At 50.5% G+C, this 22,431-nt stretch carries 24 protein-coding genes; 13 read left to right on the top strand and 11 right to left on the bottom strand.

Going from position 1 to position 22,431, the window contains the following annotated elements; all coding sequences use genetic code 11:
• The first annotated feature begins 2 nt into the window (after positions 1-2).
• Positions 3-1,028 carry an L-threonine 3-dehydrogenase gene (gene tdh / locus M2371_RS20060; RefSeq protein ID WP_259268543.1) on the top strand — a complete coding sequence of 342 codons (1,026 nt, stop codon included), beginning with the start codon at positions 3-5 and terminating at the stop codon, positions 1,026-1,028.
• 91 nt (positions 1,029-1,119) lie between these two features.
• Positions 1,120-2,067 (top strand): glycosyltransferase, encoded by a 948-nt coding sequence (locus M2371_RS20055; RefSeq protein ID WP_259268542.1) that lies wholly within the window; start codon positions 1,120-1,122, stop codon positions 2,065-2,067.
• A gap of 29 nt (positions 2,068-2,096) precedes the next feature.
• Here M2371_RS20055 and M2371_RS20050 read toward each other — a convergent pair whose 3' ends face one another.
• The 3 genes from M2371_RS20050 to gpmM are packed head-to-tail and all read right to left on the bottom strand — an operon-like array spanning position 2,097 to position 5,897.
• Entirely contained in the window at positions 2,097-3,053 is a 957-nt protein-coding gene (locus M2371_RS20050) for a divergent polysaccharide deacetylase family protein (RefSeq protein ID WP_404979414.1), read from the bottom strand.
• A 3-nt stretch (positions 3,054-3,056) separates the two neighbouring features.
• A complete protein-coding gene (gene envC / locus M2371_RS20045) occupies positions 3,057-4,340 on the bottom strand; it encodes a murein hydrolase activator EnvC (RefSeq protein WP_259268540.1) in 1,284 nt (427 codons plus the stop codon).
• Between the two features lie 9 nt (positions 4,341-4,349).
• On the bottom strand, positions 4,350-5,897 hold the full coding sequence (gene gpmM, locus M2371_RS20040) for a 2,3-bisphosphoglycerate-independent phosphoglycerate mutase (RefSeq protein WP_034500026.1): 1,548 nt from the start codon (positions 5,895-5,897) through the stop codon (positions 4,350-4,352).
• A gap of 245 nt (positions 5,898-6,142) precedes the next feature.
• Between gpmM and M2371_RS20035 the strand changes: the two genes are divergently transcribed.
• The 5 genes from M2371_RS20035 to cysE all read left to right on the top strand — a co-directional run bounded on the left by M2371_RS20035 (position 6,143) and on the right by cysE (position 9,438).
• The gene (locus M2371_RS20035; RefSeq protein ID WP_034500027.1) at positions 6,143-6,574 is read left to right on the top strand and encodes a rhodanese-like domain-containing protein; all 432 of its coding nucleotides are present in this window, start codon (positions 6,143-6,145) and stop codon (positions 6,572-6,574) included.
• Positions 6,575-6,599: 25 nt separating this feature from the next.
• The gene (grxC, locus tag M2371_RS20030) at positions 6,600-6,851 is read left to right on the top strand and encodes a glutaredoxin 3 (protein WP_259268539.1); all 252 of its coding nucleotides are present in this window, start codon (positions 6,600-6,602) and stop codon (positions 6,849-6,851) included.
• Positions 6,852-6,911: 60 nt separating this feature from the next.
• Positions 6,912-7,385 carry a protein-export chaperone SecB gene (secB, locus tag M2371_RS20025; protein ID WP_034461441.1) on the top strand — a complete coding sequence of 158 codons (474 nt, stop codon included), beginning with the start codon at positions 6,912-6,914 and terminating at the stop codon, positions 7,383-7,385.
• Positions 7,385-8,404 (top strand): NAD(P)H-dependent glycerol-3-phosphate dehydrogenase, encoded by a 1,020-nt coding sequence (gene gpsA / locus M2371_RS20020; protein ID WP_034500030.1) that lies wholly within the window; start codon positions 7,385-7,387, stop codon positions 8,402-8,404. Before secB ends, gpsA begins: the two co-directional genes overlap by 1 nt.
• Before the next feature lie 212 nt (positions 8,405-8,616).
• A complete protein-coding gene (gene cysE / locus M2371_RS20015; protein WP_034500031.1) occupies positions 8,617-9,438 on the top strand; it encodes a serine O-acetyltransferase in 822 nt (273 codons plus the stop codon).
• Here the strand turns inward: cysE and trmL are convergent.
• From trmL to cpxR, 3 genes are all read right to left on the bottom strand, one after another.
• Complete coding sequence (trmL, locus tag M2371_RS20010; protein WP_034500032.1) at positions 9,435-9,908, bottom strand: tRNA (uridine(34)/cytosine(34)/5-carboxymethylaminomethyluridine(34)-2'-O)-methyltransferase TrmL; 474 nt, start codon at positions 9,906-9,908, stop codon at positions 9,435-9,437. The two genes, cysE and trmL, sit on opposite strands and share 4 nt — an antisense overlap.
• 89 nt (positions 9,909-9,997) lie before the next feature.
• Positions 9,998-11,368 carry an envelope stress sensor histidine kinase CpxA gene (cpxA, locus tag M2371_RS20005; protein WP_259268538.1) on the bottom strand — a complete coding sequence of 457 codons (1,371 nt, stop codon included), beginning with the start codon at positions 11,366-11,368 and terminating at the stop codon, positions 9,998-10,000.
• Positions 11,365-12,063 (bottom strand): envelope stress response regulator transcription factor CpxR, encoded by a 699-nt coding sequence (gene cpxR, locus M2371_RS20000; RefSeq protein WP_034461436.1) that lies wholly within the window; start codon positions 12,061-12,063, stop codon positions 11,365-11,367. Before cpxR ends, cpxA begins: the two co-directional genes overlap by 4 nt.
• Positions 12,064-12,213: 150 nt before the next feature.
• Between cpxR and cpxP the strand changes: the two genes are divergently transcribed.
• The 5 genes from cpxP (at position 12,214) to M2371_RS19975 (ending at position 16,894) form a co-directional block, all read left to right on the top strand.
• Positions 12,214-12,726: a cell-envelope stress modulator CpxP gene (cpxP, locus tag M2371_RS19995; RefSeq protein WP_259268537.1), complete on the top strand. Its 513-nt coding sequence runs from the start codon at positions 12,214-12,216 to the stop codon at positions 12,724-12,726.
• Between the two features lie 124 nt (positions 12,727-12,850).
• The gene (gene fieF, locus M2371_RS19990) at positions 12,851-13,753 is read left to right on the top strand and encodes a CDF family cation-efflux transporter FieF (RefSeq protein ID WP_172895979.1); all 903 of its coding nucleotides are present in this window, start codon (positions 12,851-12,853) and stop codon (positions 13,751-13,753) included.
• Between the two features lie 183 nt (positions 13,754-13,936).
• Positions 13,937-14,899, top strand: a complete 963-nt coding sequence (pfkA, locus tag M2371_RS19985) for a 6-phosphofructokinase (protein ID WP_034500037.1) — start codon at positions 13,937-13,939, stop codon at positions 14,897-14,899.
• Between the two features lie 152 nt (positions 14,900-15,051).
• Positions 15,052-16,041, top strand: a complete 990-nt coding sequence (sbp, locus tag M2371_RS19980; RefSeq protein WP_034500038.1) for a sulfate/thiosulfate ABC transporter substrate-binding protein Sbp — start codon at positions 15,052-15,054, stop codon at positions 16,039-16,041.
• Between the two features lie 94 nt (positions 16,042-16,135).
• Positions 16,136-16,894, top strand: coding sequence for a CDP-diacylglycerol diphosphatase (locus M2371_RS19975; RefSeq protein ID WP_259268536.1), 759 nt, complete (start codon positions 16,136-16,138; stop codon positions 16,892-16,894).
• Between the two features lie 44 nt (positions 16,895-16,938).
• On the opposite strand, the gene tpiA is transcribed toward M2371_RS19975, so the two are convergent.
• Both tpiA and M2371_RS19965 read right to left on the bottom strand, forming a co-directional pair.
• Positions 16,939-17,706, bottom strand: coding sequence for a triose-phosphate isomerase (gene tpiA / locus M2371_RS19970; protein WP_034500041.1), 768 nt, complete (start codon positions 17,704-17,706; stop codon positions 16,939-16,941).
• A 110-nt stretch (positions 17,707-17,816) separates the two neighbouring features.
• On the bottom strand, positions 17,817-18,386 hold the full coding sequence (locus tag M2371_RS19965) for a DUF1454 family protein (RefSeq protein WP_404979415.1): 570 nt from the start codon (positions 18,384-18,386) through the stop codon (positions 17,817-17,819).
• A 144-nt stretch (positions 18,387-18,530) separates the two neighbouring features.
• Here M2371_RS19965 and M2371_RS19960 point away from each other — a divergent pair, with 144 nt between their 5' ends.
• A complete protein-coding gene (locus tag M2371_RS19960) occupies positions 18,531-18,950 on the top strand; it encodes a DUF805 domain-containing protein (RefSeq protein ID WP_034500043.1) in 420 nt (139 codons plus the stop codon).
• 1 nt (position 18,951) lies between these two features.
• Here M2371_RS19960 and fpr read toward each other — a convergent pair whose 3' ends face one another.
• The 3 genes from fpr to glpK form a co-directional block, all read right to left on the bottom strand.
• On the bottom strand, positions 18,952-19,698 hold the full coding sequence (gene fpr, locus M2371_RS19955) for a ferredoxin--NADP(+) reductase (protein ID WP_172895975.1): 747 nt from the start codon (positions 19,696-19,698) through the stop codon (positions 18,952-18,954).
• 101 nt (positions 19,699-19,799) lie between these two features.
• Positions 19,800-20,810 carry a class II fructose-bisphosphatase gene (glpX, locus tag M2371_RS19950; protein ID WP_259268534.1) on the bottom strand — a complete coding sequence of 337 codons (1,011 nt, stop codon included), beginning with the start codon at positions 20,808-20,810 and terminating at the stop codon, positions 19,800-19,802.
• A 98-nt stretch (positions 20,811-20,908) separates the two neighbouring features.
• Positions 20,909-22,423, bottom strand: coding sequence for a glycerol kinase GlpK (gene glpK / locus M2371_RS19945; protein ID WP_172895974.1), 1,515 nt, complete (start codon positions 22,421-22,423; stop codon positions 20,909-20,911).
• Positions 22,424-22,431: the final 8 nt, after the last annotated feature.

The raw sequence follows: 22,431 nt of genomic DNA, 5'->3' as shown, positions 1-22,431 counted from the left end.
TCATGAAAGCATTAGCAAAACTGAAAGCAGAAGAAGGCATCTGGATGACGGATGCACCCACGCCGGAAATGGGTCATAACGATCTGCTGATCAAAATTCGTAAAACTGCCATTTGTGGCACCGACGTGCATATCTATAACTGGGATGAATGGTCACAAAAGACTATTCCGGTTCCAATGGTTGTCGGACATGAATATGTCGGTGAAGTTGTTGGTATTGGCCAGGAAGTTAAAGGCTTTAAAATTGGCGACCGTGTTTCCGGTGAAGGCCATATCACTTGCGGCCACTGCCGTAACTGCCGTGCCGGTCGTACTCACTTATGCCGTAACACGACAGGCATTGGCGTAAACCGTCCGGGTTGTTTCGCAGAATACCTGGTGCTGCCTGCTTTCAATGCTTTCAAAATTCCTGACAACATCTCCGACGATTTAGCCTCTATCTTTGACCCGTTTGGCAACGCCGTTCACACCGCGCTGTCTTTCGATCTGGTCGGTGAAGATGTGCTGGTTTCTGGTGCAGGCCCAATCGGCATTATGGCTGCGGCGGTGGCTAAACACGTTGGTGCGCGTAATGTCGTTATCACCGATGTGAATGAGTACCGTCTTGAGCTGGCTCGCGAAATGGGTGTCACCCGCGCGGTTAACGTCAGCAAAGAAAACCTGACCGATGTCATGAAAGAGTTAGGCATGACCGAAGGTTTCGACGTAGGTCTGGAGATGTCTGGTGCTCCGCCAGCGTTCCGTACCATGCTCGACACCATTAATCATGGTGGTCGCATTGCAATGTTGGGTATTCCGCCATCAGACATGTCTATCGACTGGACGAAAGTCATCTTTAAGGGACTGTTCATTAAGGGAATTTACGGGCGTGAGATGTTCGAGACATGGTACAAAATGGCTGCATTAATCCAGTCAGGTTTGGATCTGTCACCGATTATCACGCACCGTTTTGGTATTGATGACTTCCAGCAAGGCTTCGATGCCATGCGTTCTGGTCAATCCGGCAAAGTCATTCTTAGCTGGGATTAACAGTAAAAAGGCCCAAAAGCAGAATTTGGGCCTTTTTTTTCCTGGTTTTTTAGTATTGTATTGATTCTTTGTGTTCGCGAAAAGGTTGAAGATGAGTCATCCGCCGATAGAAGTCAGCGTTATTATCCCTGTCTACAATGGTGAAGAAAACATACGTCATCTGGTCGAGAGTGTTCTCGTGGAAACGCGTATAAATTTAGAGCTTATTGTTATTAATGATGGCTCAACGGATAAGACACGCGAGATACTTAATTCAATTCAGGATGAAAGGTTGGTCATTATTGAGCAACCAAATAGCGGAGTCTATATTGCGCGCAATGCCGGGTTGGCAGCGCATCGTGGGAAGTGGTTAATTCTGCTGGATGCTGATGACGCCATCACACCCGACATGATTTTTAATCGCTACACTAAGGCTGAACAGCATAATTGTGATGTGCTGATATGCAACGGCTGGCGCGGAAACCCCGGGCAGAAGTTGGCTGGATGGGAAGTCCATCGGCAACAAATTTACAACCGCATGATTTCCGGTTTCGAATGGATTAAACATGCTGTCAAAGTGCGAGAATGGCCGCATTATATTTGGTTGCAAATTGTAAGTTCGAAATATATTAAAGAAAATAATATTAACTTCCACGTGGGCACCAGTCATAAAGATATTTTATGGTCCACGGAACTGGCTCTGGCTAATGGGCGGTTTTATATTTCACCAGAACCAGATTATTACTATTCAAAGAACACATCTTCTATTACCAATCACGGTCGTTATTACGATCCTCGCGCTTATAGTTACATTGATATCATCAATAAGTTAATTAATTACGCAAAATCTCCTGAATATGCAGCCGTTAGTCGCCCGCTTTATATTCATGCTTTGAGAGAAACCGGACACCTTTCAGGTCTTTACCGCAAGAAGATTAAAGATCGTGCTGCAGTTCGAAAGTCATTTCATGACCATATCCGCTTCACTGATTTAGCAAAAGGGGTCAGCGGAATTCATGAAGCCTGGTTTTTGATCCGGCTGTGGTTCCGATTGCGTTAAAAAAATGCCAGGAATATCCTGGCATCTTATTAGCTTTTCTTGACAGTTGTATCCCAGCCTTGCCATTGGTGCTGCATGTATTTCAGCAACTGGCTTTGGCTGATGCTTTCACTTAACACCGTGAAGAAAGTGGTTGCATAGACCGGTTGCAACGGCTGTTTAGGCTTGCAAAGGTTCACACCTTTGAATGGGTTACGCGGTTGCTCAACAGGTTTCCCCGGTGCAGTTGGGCGCGTGTTATTAGGCCTTGAAGTATCAACCTGAGGTTCGTTGAGCAAACTGCTCGGGCGCACCAGCGTAATATCCGCAGGTAGGTTATAGACCATTTGTTGCAGTACGCGAACGGTCGTTGGATGCGGGTGGCCGATGGCAACCGCTGAACCATTCCGGCGCGCCAGCTCAACGGCACGATTAAACTGGAAACGTATATCCGCTTCGTTTTGGGTGTCGTCGAGGAACACTTTGCGTTTGATAACTTTGACGTTAGTGCCTGCCGCCGCACGCATCGACTGGCTATTGCCAATCGTCATGCTATCGAGAAAATAAAGATTATATTGCCCCAGCGCCTGCATAACCTTCTGCATGCCAAACAGGCTGGATGTCATCGCACTACCCATGTGGTTATTGAGGCCCACGGCATAGGGAACATCATTCACCGCTTCGCGAATAATACGTTCGATTTCGCCGCTGCTCATATCCGGGCGCAGCGTGTCTTTTTCCAGCGGCTGTTTGCTGAGTGGAGCCATCGGTAAATGGATCAGCACTTCATGCCCGGCGTTATGTGCTTTGGTTGCCATTTCACGGGCGTGAGGAGCGTTGGGTAAAACTGCGACGGAAATATTTGCAGGCAGGGCGATAACTTTGTTTTCTTGCGCGGGGCGATAACCGAAGTCATCTATCACTATTGCCAGTTTTCCGGCGTAAACGGGAGCTGTCAGCATAAGTGTGCTGACGAAAAAGAAAGACACACGACGGAATTGAAGCAAAACTTATCTTCCCAACCACGGTTGTGGATTGACGGCCTGGCCCTGGCGACGGATTTCAAAATAAAGTGACGGGCGGCCCTGACCACCACTGTTGCCCACCAGTGCAATCGCCTGGCCGGCGCGAACTTGTGTACCCACATTAACCAACGCGCTTTGGTTGTAACCATACAAACTCATATCGCCTTTGCCGTGTTCAACCACGACGACAAGGCCATAGCCCTGCAACCAGTCGGCGAGAATGACACGTCCGTCAGCAATGGCTTTAACTTCAGTGCCTTCACCCGCAGCGATAACTATCCCTTTCCAACGTAGCTCACCCTGGAGCTGTTCGCCATAGCGATGCAAAATTGAACCACGTACCGGCCAGAAGGCTTGTCCGCGCGGAGCGCCGAGGCCACCCGTACGCGAAATCAGTGAACGTTCGCTTTCTGTTGGTTTATAGGTGCTACCTTTGCTGGTCGCTTCCTTTTGGCGAGTTTTAACTTGCTCAGCTTCACGGGCTTCTTTTTCAGCTCTCGCTTTCGCAGCGGCTTCCGCACGGGCAATTTGCCCCTGGAGACGCGACTGGTTCTGGCGCATTTCACTCAGCTTTTGCTGGTCTTGCTGCAAAGAAGACTCGAGAGTAGACAGTGTTTTCTTACGCTCGTTACGCGCGCTTTCAAGCTTAGCTTGCTGAGCTTGTTGCTCGTAGAGAAGGGTCTGCTGCTCGGTTTGCTTAGATTCCAGACTGGCTTTTTGCTCATCAACTTCAGCTTTAGTTTGCTTAAGCTTTTCGATAGTTTCCTGACGCGCTGCGTTCAGGTAACCAAAATATGCCTGCAAACGTTGCCCACGCTGGCTTTCTTCGCCGCTTAAAATCAGCTGAATGCCGGTATGTTGGCCCTGGCGAAAAGCAGCATCAAGTTGAGCCGCCAGATTGCGCTCCTGCGAGGCCTGCTGTTTTTGCAGTTTCGCGAGTGAAGCATTCATGGTGTCGATTTGGCGGTTGAGATCGGCAAGCGTATTTTGCGTGTCGCGTAGCTTGCGGCTGGCTTCGGCGATAGCTTTTTCTTGTGCCTGGAGTTGAGCGAGTAATGTAGAGCGTTGTTGCTGTTGCTGACGTACCGCACGTTCTTGAGTCGCAATATTCTGCTGAATAGATTTCAACTCAGCGCGATCGTCGGCATGGCTGATCGAGGGGCATAACAATACGCCAGCGCTTAAAACGCTGGCGTACATCATAGGCCTGACTGAAAACAGTTTCGTTTTCACGGCCCATGTTATTGAAAAAATCGCCTTTCCCCTCATGGGGAGGGATTATTCCACGATGAACAGCGGCTTGCCAGTCATCTCTTGCGGGATTTCCATCCCCATTAGGTTCAGCATCGTTGGTGCGATATCAGAAAGCTTGCCGCCTTCAACCGCTTTCACGTTACGGGAACCGACATAAATCAACGGAACTGGCAGGCTGGTGTGCGCAGTGTGCGCCTGGCCTGTTGCCGGGTCAGCCATCTGCTCTGCGTTGCCGTGGTCAGCGGTGATAAGCAATTGCCCACCGACATTTTCAACCGCAGCAACAACCTGAGCAATACACTGGTCCAGCGCTTCGATTGCCGCAATAGCCGCTTCGTAAACACCGGTATGGCCGACCATATCACCATTTGGATAGTTACAAATGATGGTGTCGTATTTGCCGCTGTTGATAGCTGCCAGCAGTTTTTCAGTCAGTTCGACAGAACTCATTTCCGGCTGCAAATCGTAAGTAGCAACTTTCGGGGAGTTAATCAGAATGCGGTCTTCGCCAGCGAACGGCTCTTCAACGCCACCGTTATAGAAGAAGGTCACGTGAGCATATTTTTCAGTTTCGGAGATACGCAACTGAGTTTTGTCATGCTTCGCCATCCACTCACCGAAGGTATTGGTCAGTGAAGCTGGTGGGTAAGCACAAGCGGCTTTGATGTCTGCTGCATATTCGGTCAGCATCACGAAATCGCCGAAGTTAACCACTTTCTTACGGGCAAAACCGTCAAAGTCAGCGTTAACAAAAGTACGGGTAATTTGACGAGCACGGTCAGCGCGGAAGTTCATGAAGATCAGCGCGTCGCCGTCGTTCATTGCGGCATCCGCTTCGCCTTCTGCACGAATCACAGTCGGTTTAACGAATTCATCGTTCTCGTCGCGAGCGTAAGCTGCTTCCAGACCTGCAACAGCAGTTTCTGCCTGGAATTCACCTTGAGCCAGAGTCAGCAGATCGTAAGCCAGTTCAACGCGATCCCAGCGGTTGTCGCGGTCCATAGCGTAGTAACGGCCTATCAGGGAGGCAACGCGGCCTTTGCCCAGAGCGGCGAATTTGTCGGCAAATTTCTTCAGGGAAGATTCTGCGCTGCGTGGCGGTGTGTCACGACCATCCAGGAATGCGTGCAGGTAGATTGCTTCTGCGCCACGCTCTGCGGCCAGTTCAATCATTGCCAGAATGTGTTCTTCGTGGCTGTGAACGCCGCCGGCTGATGCCAGGCCCATGATGTGTACTGCTTTGCCAGCAGCAACCGCTTTGTCTACTGCCGCAGTCAGCGTTGGGTTTGCGAAGAAAGTACGTTCTTTAATTTCAACGTCCAGGCGAGTCAGATCCTGGTAAACAATACGGCCTGCGCCGAGGTTTACGTGGCCAACTTCGGAGTTACCCATTTGGCCGTCTGGCAGACCGACTTCCAGGCCAGATGCGTTGATCAACGTGTGTGGACGCTGCGCCCACAGGTTATCCATAACCGGGGTTTTAGCATTCAGAATAGCGTTATCTTGCTGCTCTTCGCGGTGGCCATAGCCATCCAGAATCACCAGAACCATAGGTTTTTTAGTAACTGACATTGCGACAACCTCTAAGTCAAAGACAAAATTTGCGTAATTTTACTACAGGCCACGGGGTAAATAGCCGCAGAAGATCAAAGAAAGAGGCTGGATTGTGATCGGTTTTACGTCGTTAAGGTAATTTTTTTCGTAACAGGCCGCAGAATCCACATTACCTGGCGCAGACTGGCTGTATTTGCCACAACGCAAATGTATACTCCTCACCTGGTTTTTTCATATTACTTAGTCGGGAGTTACACCCCCCCATGCAAGAAATTATGCAATTCATTAGTCGCCATCCCATACTTAGTCTGGCGTGGGTTGGCTTACTGGCCGCCGTACTTTTCATGACCTTTAAAGGCTTAACCTCTAAAGTTAAAGTTATCACGCGTGGCGAAGCGACACGTCTGATCAACAAAGAAGATGCTGTTGTGGTTGACGTACGTTCGCGTGATGACTATCGCAAAGGCCATATCGCTAACTCATTGAACGTGTTGCCTGCTGACATTAAAAGTGGCAACTTCGGTGAGCTGGAAAAACATAAAGCACAGCCGGTGATCGTGGTTTGTGGCAACGGTGTTTCTTCTCAAGAATCAGCAGCGCTGCTGACCAAAGCTGGTTTTGAGCAAGTCACTTTGCTGAAAGAAGGGATTGCTGGCTGGAGCGGGGAAAACCTGCCGTTGGTTCGCGGTAAATAAATCGAGACGCACACTGGGGATGACCATGGCGAATATTGAAATCTACACCAAAGCAACCTGTCCGTTTTGCCATCGTGCAAAAGACCTGCTTAAAAGCAAAGGGGTCGCGTTTCAGGAATTAGCGATTGATGGCGATGCCGTTAAGCGTGAAGAGATGATTAAACGCAGTGGGCGCACCACAGTGCCGCAGATTTTTATTGACGCACAGCACATTGGTGGTTGCGATGACTTGTACGCACTCGATGCTCGTGGTGGACTCAATCCCCTGCTGCGCTAGTGCAGTTCCTTTGTCGCATACTGCCGTTTAAGGACGTATTAATTTTTTAAGGGTTTAACAATGTCAGAACAAAACAACACAGAAATGGCTTTCCAGATTCAGCGTGTTTACACCAAAGACATCTCTTTTGAAGCGCCGAATGCACCGCATGTATTCCAGAAGGACTGGCAGCCAGAAGTTAAACTGGATCTCGATACGGCTTCCAGCCAACTGGCAGATGACGTTTATGAAGTTGTGTTGCGTGTGACTGTGACCGCAACACTGGGCGAAGATACTGCATTCCTGTGCGAAGTTCAGCAGGCGGGTATCTTCTCCATCGGTGGGATCGAAGGTCCGCAGATGGCACATTGCCTGGGTGCGTACTGCCCGAACATTCTGTTCCCTTATGCACGTGAAGCAATTACTAGCCTGGTTTCTCGTGGCACCTTCCCGCAGCTGAACCTTGCACCGGTTAACTTTGATGCGCTGTTCATGAGTTATCTGCAGCAGCAATCTGGCGAAGGCGAAGGTGCTGAAAACCATCAGGATGCCTGATGAACAGCCTTAATGCTTCAATGACTGTGATCGGTGCCGGTTCTTACGGCACCGCTCTTGCCATCACCCTGGCGCGTAATGGCCACCATGTCGTATTGTGGGGCCATGACCCTAAACATCTTGCTGTATTGCAGGCCGATCGCTGCAATGCTGCATTTCTTCCTGACGTTCCTTTTCCAGACACTCTTCACCTTGAAAGCGACTTAGCAAAAGCATTGGCTGCCAGCCGCAATATTCTGGTTGTCGTGCCGAGCCACGTTTTCGGCGAAGTGCTGCGTCAAATTAAGCCACTTATGCGTAAAGATGCGCGTATCGTGTGGGCGACTAAAGGTCTGGAAGCTGAAACTGGACGTTTGCTACAAGACGTTGCGCGTGAAGCGCTAGGGGACGAAATCCCATTAGCGGTGATTTCCGGCCCGACGTTTGCCAAAGAGCTGGCGGCAGGTTTGCCAACGGCGATTGCACTTGCAGCAACGGACGAAACTTTTGCTCAGGATCTTCAGCAATTGCTGCACTGTGGCAAAAGCTTCCGTGTTTACAGTAACCCGGATTTCATCGGCGTGCAGTTGGGCGGCGCGGTGAAAAACGTGATTGCGATTGGCGCGGGGATGTCTGACGGCATTGGTTTTGGTGCTAACGCTCGAACGGCATTGATCACGCGTGGCCTTGCGGAAATGACGCGTCTTGGCAGTGCCTTGGGTGCAGATCCTGAAACCTTTATGGGAATGGCAGGGCTAGGCGACCTGGTACTGACTTGTACCGATAACCAATCACGTAACCGTCGCTTCGGCATGGCGCTGGGGCAGGGTGCGGACGTGGATTCGGCACAGCAGAAAATCGGCCAGGTTGTTGAAGGCTATCGCAATACCAAAGAAGTGCGGGAACTGGCGGCGCGTGTAGGCGTCGAAATGCCAATAACCGAGGAAATTTATCAGGTATTGTATTGCGGAAAAAACGCTCGCGAGGCAGCATTGACTTTGCTTGGTCGTACTCGCAAGGATGAGCGGAGCGGTAGTTAATACCCATCATACTTCAAGCCGCATCTTTGTTGGCTGCGTGAACTCACCCGAATCACTTACTTATGTAAGCTCATCGGAATTCGTTCTCTTGCCGCCGCGATGCAACTCGAATTATTTTGGGTGTAGCTACAATTGATGGAACAACACAACCGCAATAACTGAAGCGTTCCGGTACTTTGTGCCGGGCGCTGTTTTTCTGTCTGGAGAGAGCAATGTCGTCTGAAGAACTGGATCTGGTGTGGAACAACATTAAAGCCGAAGCGCGAGCGCTTGCCGATTGTGAACCGATGTTGGCCAGTTTTTACCACGCAACTCTCCTCAAGCACGAAAACCTCGGCAGCGCGCTGAGCTATATGCTCGCCAATAAGCTAGCCTCCCCGATTATGCCCGCTATTGCGATTCGTGAAGTTGTCGAAGAAGCTTACGCGGCAGAACCACAAATGATTGCCTCCGCCGCCTGCGATATTCAGGCCGTGCGCACCCGTGACCCGGCGGTCGATAAATATTCTACTCCGCTGTTATACCTGAAAGGTTTTCATGCGCTGCAATCCTACCGAATCGGCCACTGGCTGTGGAAAGAGGGCCGCCGCGCGTTAGCGATATTCCTGCAAAATCAGGTTTCTGTGTCATTTCAGGTAGATATTCACCCGGCTGCGAAAATTGGCTGTGGGATCATGCTCGATCACGCCACCGGTATTGTGATTGGTGAAACGGCTATCGTTGAAAATGACGTGTCGATTTTGCAGTCGGTAACGCTGGGTGGTACGGGCAAAACCAGTGGCGATCGCCACCCTAAAATTCGTGAAGGCGTGATGATTGGTGCCGGAGCAAAAATCCTCGGCAACATTGAAATTGGGCGCGGCGCGAAAATTGGCGCAGGTTCTGTGGTGTTACAACCGGTGCCGCCTCATACCACGGCGGCTGGGGTTCCTGCGCGGATTGTGGGTAAACCTGAAAGCGATATGCCTGCCATCGATATGGATCAGCACTTTAACGGAGCCAACAATGGCTTCGAATACGGCGACGGAATCTAGCTTCTCAGAACGGCGCCGGGATAACCCAACTGGCGCCACGCTTCGTACACTACCACCGATACTGCGTTCGACAGATTCATGCTGCGGCTGTCCGGCATCATTGGGATGCGGATTTTTTGCTCAGCTGGCAGAGCATCAAGAATCGTTGCAGGCAGGCCACGCGTTTCCGGGCCAAACACCAAATAATCCCCATCCTGATAGCTTACAGCACTGTGCGCAGGCGTTCCCTTTGTGGTCAACGCAAAGATTCGCTGTGGGTTTTCGGCTTCCAGAAAAGCGCTGTAGTCTTTATGGCGGTTAACGGCGGCGAACTCGTGATAATCCAGTCCTGCGCGACGAAGACGCTTATCATCCCAGCCAAAGCCTGTCGGCTCGATAATGTGCAACCGGAAGCCGGTGTTGGCACAAAGACGGATGATATTCCCGGTATTCGGTGGGATTTCAGGTTCAAACAACACGATATTTAGCATACGGCCCCCATAAGACAAGGCGCGCAGAATATCAATTTATCACCAGAAGGAAAACAGGCCCCGAAGGGCCTGGTCTTTACGATGATTAATTAACGATGATAGAGCGGCAGCCAAAGAACCAGCCGCAACCCGCCTAACGGGCTGTCGTCAGCTTTCACCCAACCACGATGCTGCTGAACAGCCGTTTCTACAATCGCTAATCCCAGCCCTGTTCCACCAGATTCGCGATCGCGCGCTTCGTCTGTGCGATAGAAAGGACGGAATATTTGCTCACGATCTTCCGGGCTAACGCCTGGACCGTCATCATCAACCGTGATAGTAATGCCTTGATTATCAACGGAGAAATTAACAGCTATTTTCGTATGCGAGTAGCGTAAGGCGTTGCGGACAATATTCTCCAGCGCGCTTTCCAGCGAGTTAGGGTTGCCGTACATCAGCCACGGACCAGGCGGGTAGGTCACTTCCAGTGATTTACCCATTTGCTCCGCTTCGAAAGCCGCGTTATCCAGCACTTCAGACCAGATCTGATTCGCTTTCATTGTCTCACTCGCCAGCGCATTTTTTTGCTGATTGCGGGACATCACCAGCAGGTCGTTGATCATGCTGTCCAGGCGCTGAGCTTCGGTTTCGATGCGTTCCAGCTCCTTACTTTCACCCGCTTTACGGCGCAGCAAAGCCGTGCCTAATTGCAAACGGGTTAACGGTGTACGCAGTTCATGGGAAATGTCAGACAACAGCCTTTGTTGGCTCGTCATCATTCTTTCCAGCGCGGTAATCATCTGGTTAAAACTGGCACCAGCTGCGAGAAATTCTTGCGGTCCGGATTCGAGTTCAGGATGTTGACGCAAATTCCCCTGCGCCACCTCATCGGCAGCATTTTTCAACTTACGTGCAGGTTTTGCCAGGCTCCACGCCAGCCATAACAGCAGCGGTGAACTGACCAGCATAGTGACTATGAGTAACAGTAAAGGTCTATCAAACAGCAGGTTAATAAAATCAGATTGGGAGTTACTTGCGGGACGAATCAGGTAGAGCTGGTAGTTATCTTCGCCATCTCGCACGGAGAATGGCCCAACCAATTCGACACGACCATATTTTTTCTTTTGCGGATGATCCGAGTTATCGGACTGGCCGATAAAGTTACGGATTATCTGCATTTCATTGCGTTGGGCGCCAATCACTCGCCCTTCGCTGGTCACGAGTAACAAACGCTGCCCGGGTGGTGCCCATTTATCAATGGCCCGGAACAAACGACGCCACCACATCAGGTCGTTGGGTGGATCGTTTTCAAGTTCCGCTTCGACATGCTGTTCAATCATGATGCCTTGACGTTGCTCATTTTCCATCAGTTCGGTCATTTGACGCGAATCCAGTTTAGGCAGCATCAGCACTAGCATCAGCACTAACGCCAACGTTAACCAGAAGATGGCAAAAATACGCGCGGTAAGGCTACTTATCATGAAGCAGACACCATCAGGTAGCCGCGGCCACGTAATGTTTTAAACCACGGATGACCGTCTTTGCGATCCGGTAACTTACGACGCAAATTGGAAATATGCATGTCGATTGCGCGGTCGAAAGGTGTCAGGCGTTTACCCAGAACTTCCTGGCTTAAGTGTTCGCGAGAAACCACCTGGCCCAAATGCTGCGCCAGCAAATAGAGCAGGGTAAATTCGGTACCGGTCAAATCCAGCGCTTGCCCATCAAAGCTTGCTTCCTGGCGACCAGGATTGAGGCTTAAGCCGTCAACTTCAACGGTTGGCGAGCCACTGTCACTGTTTTGCTGCTGCTCACTCCAGTGTGAACGACGCAAAATAGCGCGTATACGCGCCACCAGTTCACGATCGTTAAATGGTTTAGGCAAGTAGTCATCTGCACCCAGTTCGAGGCCGAGAACGCGATCCAGCTCGCTTCCTCGAGCTGTAAGCATAATGACTGGAGTCTGGTGTGACTGGCGCAACTCTTTCAATGTATCAATGCCATTTTTCTTTGGCATCATCACGTCGAGCAATAAAAGGTCAATGGTGTCATCAAGAAGCTCCAACGCTTGTTCGCCATCGTGGGCAACAATTACGTTAAAACCTTCCATGTCGAGCAGTTCCTTTAACAGGGAAGTAAGCTCTCGGTCATCATCAACTAGCAGAATTTTATTCATTGTTAAATTACCTCCGAGGCAGAAATTACGTCATCAAGGCGCGCTAATCTATGACTTTACGTTGTTTTACACCCCCTGACGCTAGTTTGCAGCGGGAATCGTAGACTGACTCTCGTTGAATCGCAGCACAGATGATTTCAGGAGCAAGTGATGCGCAATGTTACCGCTGCCGTCATGGCCTCTACATTGACTCTGATTACCCTGGCGAGCCAAGCCAGAGAGTTACCGGCTAGCGATAACTGGTACCAGGGCGGTGAAGGCACGGTGAAGCGAAATAGCCTTCAAAGCCATATGTTCGACGGGATTAACCTGACCGAACAACAGCGCCAACAAATGCGCGATCTAATGCAACGGGCACGGCATGATAGCCCACCCGTGAATGTAAGCGAAATGGAGACCATGCATAATCTGGTCACCGCAGAGAATTTTGACGAATCGGCAGTGCGTGCTCAGGCTGAAAAAATGGCACAAGAACAAGTGGCTCGCCAGGTTGAAATGGCGAAGGTACGCAATCAAATGTACCGCTTGTTAAGTCCTGAACAGCAGGCCGTTTTGAATGACAAACACCAACAGCGCATGAATCAGTTTCGTGAACTGTCGGATCTGCAACATATGTCTTCGTTGCAGGCATTGAGTAGTAGCAGTAAGCGTAGTAACCAGTAACAAACCCTGTTTTCCTTGCCATAGACACCATCCCTGTCTTCCCCGCCTTAACAGGCGGGTTTTTTTTGCCTGAAGGTTCGGATGAATCCGCTATACTAGCCAGCAATCATTCGCTGGAGCCCCTATGAATCAACAATATGGGAAGCTGGTCAGCCGTGCAGCAATTGCCGCAACGGTGATGGCATCGCTGTTACTTTTGATCAAGATTTTCGCCTGGTGGTATACCGGTTCGGTCAGTATTCTGGCTGCATTGGTCGATTCGCTGGTGGATATCGCCGCGTCGCTGACTAACCTTCTTGTCGTGCGTTATTCTCTGCAACCTGCGGATGAAGAACACACTTTTGGGCATGGGAAAGCGGAATCGCTGGCGGCACTCGCACAAAGTATGTTTATTTCTGGTTCCGCACTGTTCCTGTTTTTGACCGGGATTCAGCATTTAGCGGATCCGGCACCAATGAAACAACCGTTAGTGGGTGTGATCGTTACGGTTATCGCATTACTCAGTACACTTGTACTTGTGACGTTCCAACGTTGGGTCGTGCGCAAGACGCAAAGCCAGGCCGTTCGGGCAGATATGCTTCATTATCAGTCTGATGTTATGATGAACGGAGCCATTTTGGTTGCGCTGGCGCTGTCCTGGTATGGCTGGCATCGCGCGGATTCGATATTTGCATTAGGTATTGGCGTCTATATTTTATATAACGCGATTCGCATGGGGCATGATGCCGTGCAATCTCTTTTAGATCGCGCATTACCTGATGACGAACGACAGGCAATTGTTGATATCATCAATGCATGGCCCGGTGTTAAAGGGGCGCATGATTTACGCACGCGGCAGTCAGGGCCGACCCGCTTTATTCAAGTCCATATCGAAATGGAAGACAATCTGCCACTGGTTCAGGCGCATGTTATTGCCGAACAAGTGGAGCAAGCGATTTTGCGTCGTTTCCCTGGGTCAGATGTGATTATTCACCAGGACCCCTGCTCGGTAGTCCCGACGCAGCAGCAAGGGCATTTTGAGCTCTAAATATTCGTTGTAAAACCAGGCATTATCGGAATTTTTTGGATAAAATACCGACATATGGCCTGACCTGAATCAATTCAGCAAGAAGCGGTTGTTATACTATTTGTAGCAGAGTCGACGCCTCGGCATGCCGCAGGCCGTTTCCGGCAACAGGATTAATTTGCATTCAAAAGTTCAGAGGTAGTCATGATCAAAAAAATTGGTGTGTTGACGAGTGGCGGTGATGCGCCAGGTATGAACGCCGCGATTCGTGGTGTTGTCCGTGCAGCATTGTCGGAAGGTCTGGAAGTTGTGGGTGTTTATGACGGCTATCTGGGACTTTATGAAGACCGCATGGTGAATCTGGACCGCTACAGCGTGTCCGATATGATCAACCGTGGCGGCACCTTCCTGGGTTCCGCTCGTTTCCCGGAGTTTCGTGATGAGAAAATCCGTGAAGTGGCTATCGAGAATTTGAAAAAACGCGGTATCGATGCGCTGGTTGTTATCGGTGGTGACGGTTCCTATATGGGTGCGATGCGCCTGACTGAAATGGGCTTCCCATGCATCGGTCTGCCAGGCACCATTGATAACGATATCAAAGGCACCGATTACACTATCGGTTTCTTCACCGCTCTGGAAACTGTTGTTGAAGCAATCGACCGCCTGCGTGACACCTCTTCCTCCCACCAGCGTATTTCTATCGTGGAAGTGATGGGCCGTTACTGTGGCGATTTGACCTTAGCTGCATCGATTGCCGGTGGCTGTGAGTTTGTTGTCCTGCCAGAAGTTGAATTCAATCGCGAAGACCTGGTTGAAGAAATCAAAGCGGGCATCGCTAAAGGTAAAAAGCACGCTATCGTGGCGATTACCGAGCACATCTGTGATATCGACGAACTGGCTCAATATATCGAAGCGGAAACCAAACGCGAAACTCGCGCCACAGTTCTTGGCCACATTCAGCGCGGTGGTTCACCGGTTGCTTACGATCGCATTCTGGCTTCCCGCATGGGCGCTTACTCCATCGAACTGTTGCTGCAAGGCCACGGTGGTCGTTGCGTAGGCATTCAGAATGAGAAGCTGGTTCACCATGACATCATCGACGCTATCGAAAGCATGAAGCGTCCGTTCAAAGGTGACTGGCTGGATTGCGCTAAGAAACTGTACTAATTCACGAACAGTGAAAATTGAAGCCGGGGAAACCCGGCTTTTTGTTGTCTGTTATATGCCCAATAGTTATAGCCAATCTTTTTTTATTCTTTAATGAACGGTTAAATTTCTGGCACGCTGCTTTTATCAAATCTGATTAAAGAGAGCGAATGATGAACAAGTGGGGAGTTGGACTTACATTACTGTTGGCATCAACCAGCGTACTGGCGAAAGATATTCAGTTACTTAACGTCTCTTACGATCCCACTCGCGAACTTTATGACGAGTACAACAAGGCGTTCAGTGCTCACTGGAAACAACAAACCGGCGATAACGTTGTTATTCGTCAGTCTCACGGTGGTTCAGGTAAACAAGCAACGTCTGTTATCAACGGCATTGAAGCTGACGTAGTGACTCTGGCCCTGGCGTACGATGTCGATGCTATTGCTGAACGTGGCCGTATCGATAAAAACTGGATCAAGCGCCTGCCAGACAACTCCGCGCCTTATACGTCGACTATCGTTTTCCTGGTGCGCAAAGGCAATCCGAAACAAATTCATGACTGGAACGATCTGATTAAACCGGGCGTTTCCGTTATCACTCCAAACCCGAAAAGCTCAGGCGGCGCGCGCTGGAACTATCTGGCAGCGTGGGGTTATGCCCTTCATCACAACAATAACGATCAAGCCAAAGCGCAAGATTTCGTAAAAGCGCTGTATAAAAACGTTGAAGTGCTGGACTCCGGTGCTCGCGGTTCAACCAATACCTTCGTTGAGCGCAATATCGGCGACGTGCTGATTGCCTGGGAAAACGAAGCATTGCTGGCAACTAACGAGCTGGGCAAAGATAAGTTTGAAATTGTCACCCCAAGCGAATCAATCCTTGCCGAGCCTACCGTTTCTGTCGTCGATAAAGTGGTCGATAAGAAAGGGACTCAGGAAGTTGCTACGGCATATCTGAAATACCTTTACTCGCCAGAAGGCCAGGAAATTGCGGCGAAAAACTACTATCGCCCACGCAATGCAGACGTTGCGAAGAAGTATGAAAGTGCTTTCCCGAAACTTAAACTGTATACCATTGATGAAGAGTTCGGCGGCTGGACAAAAGCGCAGAAAGATCACTTCTCAAATGGCGGAACCTTCGACCAGATTAGTCAGCGTTAAGTTTAAAGGCGGCTCCGAAAGGAGCCGTTTTGCTTTTGAGTTTCCGTAAGTTGCGTTACGCTGAGCATCCCTCTTATTGTTTCTGAGGTTTCAATTGCGGTTACGACGCCCGGTAATTCTTTTAATCCTCGTATTGCTTGTTACCGCGATGGGATGGTTTAGCCTGCGGCAATATCTGCATCACCCCGATGCACTTTGGCGAATCGTCAGCCAGCAATGTGTTCCTCATCAGCAAAAAAACCAAAGCCCTGAACCTTGCGCCAAAGTGGATTTGCGCTCGGGATATGTTTTGCTCAAAGACATCAACGGCCCACTTCAATATCTGCTTATGCCCGCTGCGAAAATTAAAGGTATGGAAAGCCCTGAGCTTTTGCAGCCGAAAACACCGAATTTCTTTTGGCTGGCCTGGCAGCAGCGCAATGTGATGAGTGTTCACCGAGGATCTCACGTGCCTGACGACGTCATTTCGCTCACGATAAATTCCACGTCCGGGCGCACGCAAAACCAGCTGCATATTCATATTTCCTGTTTGCGGGAGGATGTGCGCGAGCAGTTGAATCGCTATACAAACACCCTGAACAGCCACTGGCAGCAATTCCCGGAATCACTGGCGGGAAACCAGTACATCGCAAGAAAAGTGGGTGCGGCGGAATTTTCACAATCTGGCCCGTTCATCATGCTGGCGAATCAGGTTGCGCAGGCACGCGAGCATATGGGGCGTTACAGTATTGCGATGGCACAACTGGCTGACGGAGATTGGGTGGTTTTGGCGACGGAGCGGAATTTACTACGCTTGAATCTGGCTTCTGCTGAGCAACTACAAGATCATGACTGCGGATTGCTCAAAAAATAAAGACCCTGCCGGAGCAGAGCCTTAACGTTTATTCGCGAGAGTACTTACGCTTTTTTCGCTTCAGCCGCAGCTTTAACGATAACGGCAAATGCGTCTGCTTTCAGGGAAGCACCGCCAACCAGCGCGCCGTCGATATCCGGCTGAGCAAACAGCTCTGCTGCGTTTTTATCGTTTACGGAACCGCCGTACTGGATGATCACTTGCTCAGCTACTTTCGCATCAGCTTTAGCAATGTGGTCACGAATGAATTTGTGAACAGCCTGAGCCTGAGCAGGAGTTGCTGATTTGCCAGTACCGATTGCCCATACTGGTTCGTAAGCGATTACCACGCCTTCGAATGCCGCAGCACCCTGAGTTTTCAGAACCGCGTCAATCTGACGTGCACAAACTTCTTCAGTTTTGCCCGCTTCGTTTTCTGCTTCGGTTTCGCCGATGCAAAGAACAGGGATCAGGCCAACTTCTTTCAGAATGGCGAATTTCTTAGCGATCAGTTCGTCAGACTCTGCGTGGTAAGTACGACGCTCTGAGTGACCGATGATGATGTATTTAGCACCAACATCTTTCAGCATTTCTGCAGAAACTTCGCCAGTGAATGCGCCAGACAGGTTCAGGTCAACGTTCTGAGCACCAAGAATGATGTGGCTGCCAGAAGCGGCATGTTTAGCCAGATCCAGATACATAGTAGGAGGAGCGATAGCCACGCCACAGCCAGCAACGCCAGCCAGTTCTTTGCGTAAGCCAGCAACCAGCTCGTGTACCATGTGCTTGCTGCCGTTCAGTTTCCAGTTACCCATCACCAAAGGATGTCGCATCTTAATTCTCCACAAGGTCAAACTAATAAAAGAATCGCTGCCATTCAGGGCAGCATGGTCTGTGAAACAGTATAGAGACTCAACTGCCTAAAGGCTTTGCTTTTTGTCATTTATTCGCCGTTGTTAAGCGTTTCAGATAGCGTCAGCTTAATCGGTTCAACTGCGAAGGTAAGCCCCTTTTCACCGTTATCCGCAACCACATAGCGAATCGCGCCATCTGTTTGCGCGTAATAACGCTTGTTCTTACCATTGCCGAGCAATTTGTTGAGTTTCGTAACGCTTTGCGGCTTTGAAAGCGATGGCGTAAACGTGCGAACCAGCGCCGCCATATATTCATTCGCTTTTGCGCGAGCGGCTTTTTGCTCCGGTCCCTGAATCGGTAACCAGGTTATCTGAATAGATTTTATCTTGAGCGTGCCGCGCTCAAGTGCGGCGGACGCATAGAGATTTTCGTTAATCTTACTGGCTGCGCGCATCAGGTTGATTTCATCGGCATTAGAGTCGATGGCGCGGAATTCGTTGATCGGCAACTTCGGATTTTCAGCGCTGAATTTTTCCCGAAACTGCGTGATGTTCATATCAAACGTTGGCGCTCCTGCCAGCAAATACGGAGCGGCTTGTAGCGTTGAAGCAGAATCTGTAGGCGGATCGGCCCAGACCATCGCGGCGGGTAGCATCATTAAAGCCAGAGCTGCAAACAGATGTCTCATTGACAAATTCTCCTGTGAATTCTGCGTCCCGATTAAATCGGCATTCCGTTGGCTTGTCAAAACCCGGCATAGCCAGGGTACACTACGGCGCTAAACAATAAAATGGACCTTACCATGACCATACAGCAATGGCTGTTCTCTTTTAACGGACGTATTGGACGCCGTGACTTCTGGATTTGGATTGGCGTTTGGTTAATCGCGCTGATCATTCTCTTCACCCTGGCGGGTGCAGAAATTATGCCTTATTCCACCGCGGGTTTCTTTTTATCGGGTTCGTTGATTCCAACGGCGGCGGTGATTGTGAAACGTCTGCATGACAGAAACAAGAAAGGCTGGTGGGCGCTGCTGTTTATTCCAGCCTGGCTGCTGCTCGCGGGCAACTGGGAAACTTTCGGAACTTTAGCGCAATGGGGACTTGGACGTTTTATTCCAACGCTAATTCTGGTGATGGTGATTATGGACCTGGGCGCGTTTGTTGGCACCCAGGGTGAAAACCGTTTTGGCAAAGACACCAGCGAAGTGAAGTACCGCTAACTTACCAGTAATGTTCAGCAGTCATATGGCCCGGTCGGCGACGTAAATGTTTGGTCATCTGCCGGGTATCTTTCAGCAATTGCTGCGTATCACGTACCATCTGCGGGTTTCCGCACAACATCACATGGCTGGTTTCAATGTTCATCGGCAAGCCGACTGCCGCTTCCAGCTCACCGTTTTCGATCAATGCAGGCACGCGTCCGGTTAGCGAACCCGGAATAGACTCACGGCTGACAACCGTCTGAATGCGTAACTTTCCTTCGTATTGCTGCTGGAGTTTTTGCATTAATGGCAAATAACTCAAGTCCTGCGCGTAACGTACCGCATGCAGCAAAACGATATTCTCAAAACGCTCGAGTCCAGTGCCTTCCTGCAAAATTGAAAGATACGGCCCTAATGCGGTTCCTGTCGCCAGCATCCATAGCGTCTGGCACTCAGGAATTTCATCGAGCACAAAGAAACCTGCCGCTTCGCTGACCAATGAAATTTCGTCGCCGGGTTGCAGCGCGTGTAAACGCGGGCTGAGTTTGCCTTCAGGTACGGTGACCAGATAAAACTCAAGATTCGGATCGCTGGGCGCGTTGACGTAGGAGTAGGCTCGCTGCACGCGTTCGCCATCGATTTCCATCCCAAGCTTGGTAAATTGGCCGGCGGTGAAAGGGGCGACAGGCGCATGAACAGTGAGACTAAACAGAGCATCGGTCCAGTTTTCAATCCGGATGACTTTACCTTTGACCCATTCCGCCATGATGAACGCTCCCCTTTGTTGTGTTTTCCCTATCTTCACCAGAAAAGTGTGAGATTTCCAGCCGGTTAAAGCTGGAAAGCTCAATCAGACAAACGGCGGCCTTACAGAATATGAGTCTGTACGTCCGGGTCTTTGCGGTCGAGATAGTGAATAGATTGGATACGGCGAATAGTGCGAGACTTGCCGCGAATCAGCAGTGTTTCTGTGATCGCCATATTCCCTTTGCGCGTAATCCCGTCCAGCAAATCGCCTTTAGTGATGCCGGTTGCGGAGAAGATAACGTTGTCGTTACGCGCCATATCATCGAGTTTTAATACCACACCCGCTTCAATGCCCATTGCCTTACAGCGTTCTAATTCTTTTTCACCGATAAGACGGTTTTCTTCGCTATCACCCTTCACATGGTGACGAGCTAACAGGCGGCCTTGCATGTCGCCATCCAGCGCACGAATAACCGCTGCGGAAATCACACCTTCAGGTGCGCCGCCGATGCCGTACATCACATCAACTTCGCTATCTGGCATACAGGTCAAAATTGACGCTGCAACATCACCATCAGGAATGGCGAAAACGCGCACGCCAAGTTTTTGTAACTCAGCAATGGTGGCGTCGTGGCGTGGTTTAGCAAGAATGGTAACGGTGAGCTCGCTCAGTGGCTTATTGAGCGCAACGGCGATGTTATAGAGGTTTTCAGCCAGTGGTAGATTGAGGTCGATAATGCCTTTCGCACCCGGGCCGACAATCAGTTTTTCCATGTACATATCGGGCGCATTCAGGAAGCTGCCTTTATCGCCGACGGCCAGCACCGCCAGCGCGTTGGCCTGGCCCATTGCCGTCATGCGGGTACCTTCAATCGGGTCAACGGCGATGTCTACCGCGTCGCCCTGGCCGGTACCGACTTTTTCACCAATGTAGAGCATTGGCGCTTCGTCGATTTCCCCTTCGCCAATCACAATCTGGCCATCAATATTGACCTGATTGAGCATGATACGCATGGCGTGAACGGCTGCACCATCCGCCGTGTTTTTGTCGCCACGACCCAACCATTTATAACCCGCCAGTGCCGCCGCTTCGGTTACACGGGAAAATTCAATCGCAAGTTCTCGTCTCATTACACACTCATTTAAGAAGCCTAATTGCGACCGAGTTTAGCACACGCGGGGTAGGGTGATCCCCTCTCCCTGAGGGAGAGGGTTAGGGGGAAGGGCAATTAACCTTCTTCGTGATCTTCCCAGGCGAGCGCACGTTTCACGGCTTTTTTCCAGCCAGCGTAACGGTAGTTGCGTTCGGTGGTTTCGATACCTGGACGGAACTCTTTTTCGATAACCGCTTTCTCGCTAACTTCGTCCAGGTTCTGCCAGAAACCAACGGCCAGACCCGCCAGATATGCCGCGCCCAAAGCTGTGACTTCGCGGACTTCAGGGCGTTCTACACGCGTACCTAGAATGTCCGCCTGGAATTGCATCAGGAAGTTGTTCGCCACCGCACCGCCGTCTACACGCAGAGCGTGAAGACGGATATTCGCGTCAGCCTGCATCGCTTCCAGCACGTCACGCGTTTGATAAGCGATGGACTCAAGCGTGGCGCGGATAATGTGGTTGGCGTTCACGCCACGCGTCAGGCCGAAGATGGCGCCACGGGCATACGGGTCCCAGTAAGGAGCGCCGAGGCCGGTAAAGGCTGGCACCACATATACACCGTTGGTGTCTTTCACTTTCGTTGCAAAGTACTCGGAATCCGTCGCGTCGCTGATAAGTTTCATTTCATCGCGCAGCCACTGAATAGAAGCGCCACCCATGAATACGGCACCTTCCAGCGCATAATTCACTTCGCCGCGTGGGCCGCAAGCAATCGTCGTCAACAAGCCGTGAGTAGATTTAACCGCCTGAGTACCGGTGTTCATCAACATAAAGCAGCCGGTGCCGTAGGTGTTTTTCGCCATCCCTTCTTTGACGCACAACTGACCAAACAGCGCGGCTTGCTGGTCGCCAGCAATCCCGGCGATAGGAATACGCGTACCGCCTTTACCCCCGATGTTAGTCTGACCATAAACTTCTGAAGATTTACGCACTTCTGGCAGCATCTCGCGTGGGATATCCAGCGCTTCGAGCATGCGGTCATCCCAGGTGAGATCGTGGATGTTAAACAACATGGTACGGGAGGCGTTTGTGTAGTCGGTGACGTGCACGCGCCCTTGAGTCATTTTCCAGATAAGCCAGGTATCGACCGTACCAAACAGCAATTCGCCACGGCGAGCACGTTCGCGCGAACCCTCCACATGGTCCAGAATCCACTTTACTTTGGTGCCGGAGAAATACGGGTCAACCACCAGGCCGGTTGCTGATTTGATGTACTCTTCCAGGCCGTCGCGTTTGAGCTGTTCGCAGATTTCTGCGGTACGACGGCACTGCCAGACGATGGCGTTATAAATCGGTTTGCCCGTCTCTTTTTCCCAGACAATCGCGGTTTCACGTTGGTTGGTGATACCAATGGCGGCAATTTGGTCTGAGTTGATGTCAGCTTTCGCCAACACTTCGACAAGTGTGGAACTTTGTGTTGCCCAAATCTCCATTGGGTCGTGTTCTACCCATCCTGCTTTTGGGTAGATTTGCTGGAATTCGCGCTGCGACACGCTGACTACGTTGGCATCGTGATCCAGGACGACGGCGCGGGAGCTGGTGGTACCCTGATCAAGTGCGACGATATATTTTTTTTCGTGAGTCATAATCTTGT

Source organism: Buttiauxella sp. BIGb0471, assembly GCF_024807715.1.
In the GTDB taxonomy this organism is placed as follows: domain Bacteria; phylum Pseudomonadota; class Gammaproteobacteria; order Enterobacterales; family Enterobacteriaceae; genus Buttiauxella; species Buttiauxella agrestis.
The sequence above is the reverse complement of the archived record's forward strand: the minus strand, read 5'-3'. Positions and strand labels throughout refer to the sequence as shown.

What these genes read in the sequence shown, in the direction of transcription:
- tdh (WP_259268543.1), top strand. Translation starts at nt 3, where the DNA reads ATGAAAGCATTAGCAAAACTGAAAGCAGAAGAAGGCATCTGGATGACG.
- M2371_RS20055 (WP_259268542.1), top strand. Translation starts at nt 1,120, where the DNA reads ATGAGTCATCCGCCGATAGAAGTCAGCGTTATTATCCCTGTCTACAAT.
- envC (WP_259268540.1), bottom strand. Translation starts at nt 4,340, where the DNA reads ATGAGGGGAAAGGCGATTTTTTCAATAACATGGGCCGTGAAAACGAAA.
- gpmM (WP_034500026.1), bottom strand. Translation starts at nt 5,897, where the DNA reads ATGTCAGTTACTAAAAAACCTATGGTTCTGGTGATTCTGGATGGCTAT.
- M2371_RS20035 (WP_034500027.1), top strand. Translation starts at nt 6,143, where the DNA reads ATGCAAGAAATTATGCAATTCATTAGTCGCCATCCCATACTTAGTCTG.
- grxC (WP_259268539.1), top strand. Translation starts at nt 6,600, where the DNA reads ATGGCGAATATTGAAATCTACACCAAAGCAACCTGTCCGTTTTGCCAT.
- secB (WP_034461441.1), top strand. Translation starts at nt 6,912, where the DNA reads ATGTCAGAACAAAACAACACAGAAATGGCTTTCCAGATTCAGCGTGTT.
- gpsA (WP_034500030.1), top strand. Translation starts at nt 7,385, where the DNA reads ATGAACAGCCTTAATGCTTCAATGACTGTGATCGGTGCCGGTTCTTAC.
- cysE (WP_034500031.1), top strand. Translation starts at nt 8,617, where the DNA reads ATGTCGTCTGAAGAACTGGATCTGGTGTGGAACAACATTAAAGCCGAA.
- trmL (WP_034500032.1), bottom strand. Translation starts at nt 9,908, where the DNA reads ATGCTAAATATCGTGTTGTTTGAACCTGAAATCCCACCGAATACCGGG.
- cpxA (WP_259268538.1), bottom strand. Translation starts at nt 11,368, where the DNA reads ATGATAAGTAGCCTTACCGCGCGTATTTTTGCCATCTTCTGGTTAACG.
- cpxR (WP_034461436.1), bottom strand. Translation starts at nt 12,063, where the DNA reads ATGAATAAAATTCTGCTAGTTGATGATGACCGAGAGCTTACTTCCCTG.
- cpxP (WP_259268537.1), top strand. Translation starts at nt 12,214, where the DNA reads ATGCGCAATGTTACCGCTGCCGTCATGGCCTCTACATTGACTCTGATT.
- fieF (WP_172895979.1), top strand. Translation starts at nt 12,851, where the DNA reads ATGAATCAACAATATGGGAAGCTGGTCAGCCGTGCAGCAATTGCCGCA.
- pfkA (WP_034500037.1), top strand. Translation starts at nt 13,937, where the DNA reads ATGATCAAAAAAATTGGTGTGTTGACGAGTGGCGGTGATGCGCCAGGT.
- sbp (WP_034500038.1), top strand. Translation starts at nt 15,052, where the DNA reads ATGAACAAGTGGGGAGTTGGACTTACATTACTGTTGGCATCAACCAGC.
- tpiA (WP_034500041.1), bottom strand. Translation starts at nt 17,706, where the DNA reads ATGCGACATCCTTTGGTGATGGGTAACTGGAAACTGAACGGCAGCAAG.
- M2371_RS19965 (WP_404979415.1), bottom strand. Translation starts at nt 18,386, where the DNA reads ATGATGCTACCCGCCGCGATGGTCTGGGCCGATCCGCCTACAGATTCT.
- M2371_RS19960 (WP_034500043.1), top strand. Translation starts at nt 18,531, where the DNA reads ATGACCATACAGCAATGGCTGTTCTCTTTTAACGGACGTATTGGACGC.
- fpr (WP_172895975.1), bottom strand. Translation starts at nt 19,698, where the DNA reads ATGGCGGAATGGGTCAAAGGTAAAGTCATCCGGATTGAAAACTGGACC.
- glpX (WP_259268534.1), bottom strand. Translation starts at nt 20,810, where the DNA reads ATGAGACGAGAACTTGCGATTGAATTTTCCCGTGTAACCGAAGCGGCG.
- glpK (WP_172895974.1), bottom strand. Translation starts at nt 22,423, where the DNA reads ATGACTCACGAAAAAAAATATATCGTCGCACTTGATCAGGGTACCACC.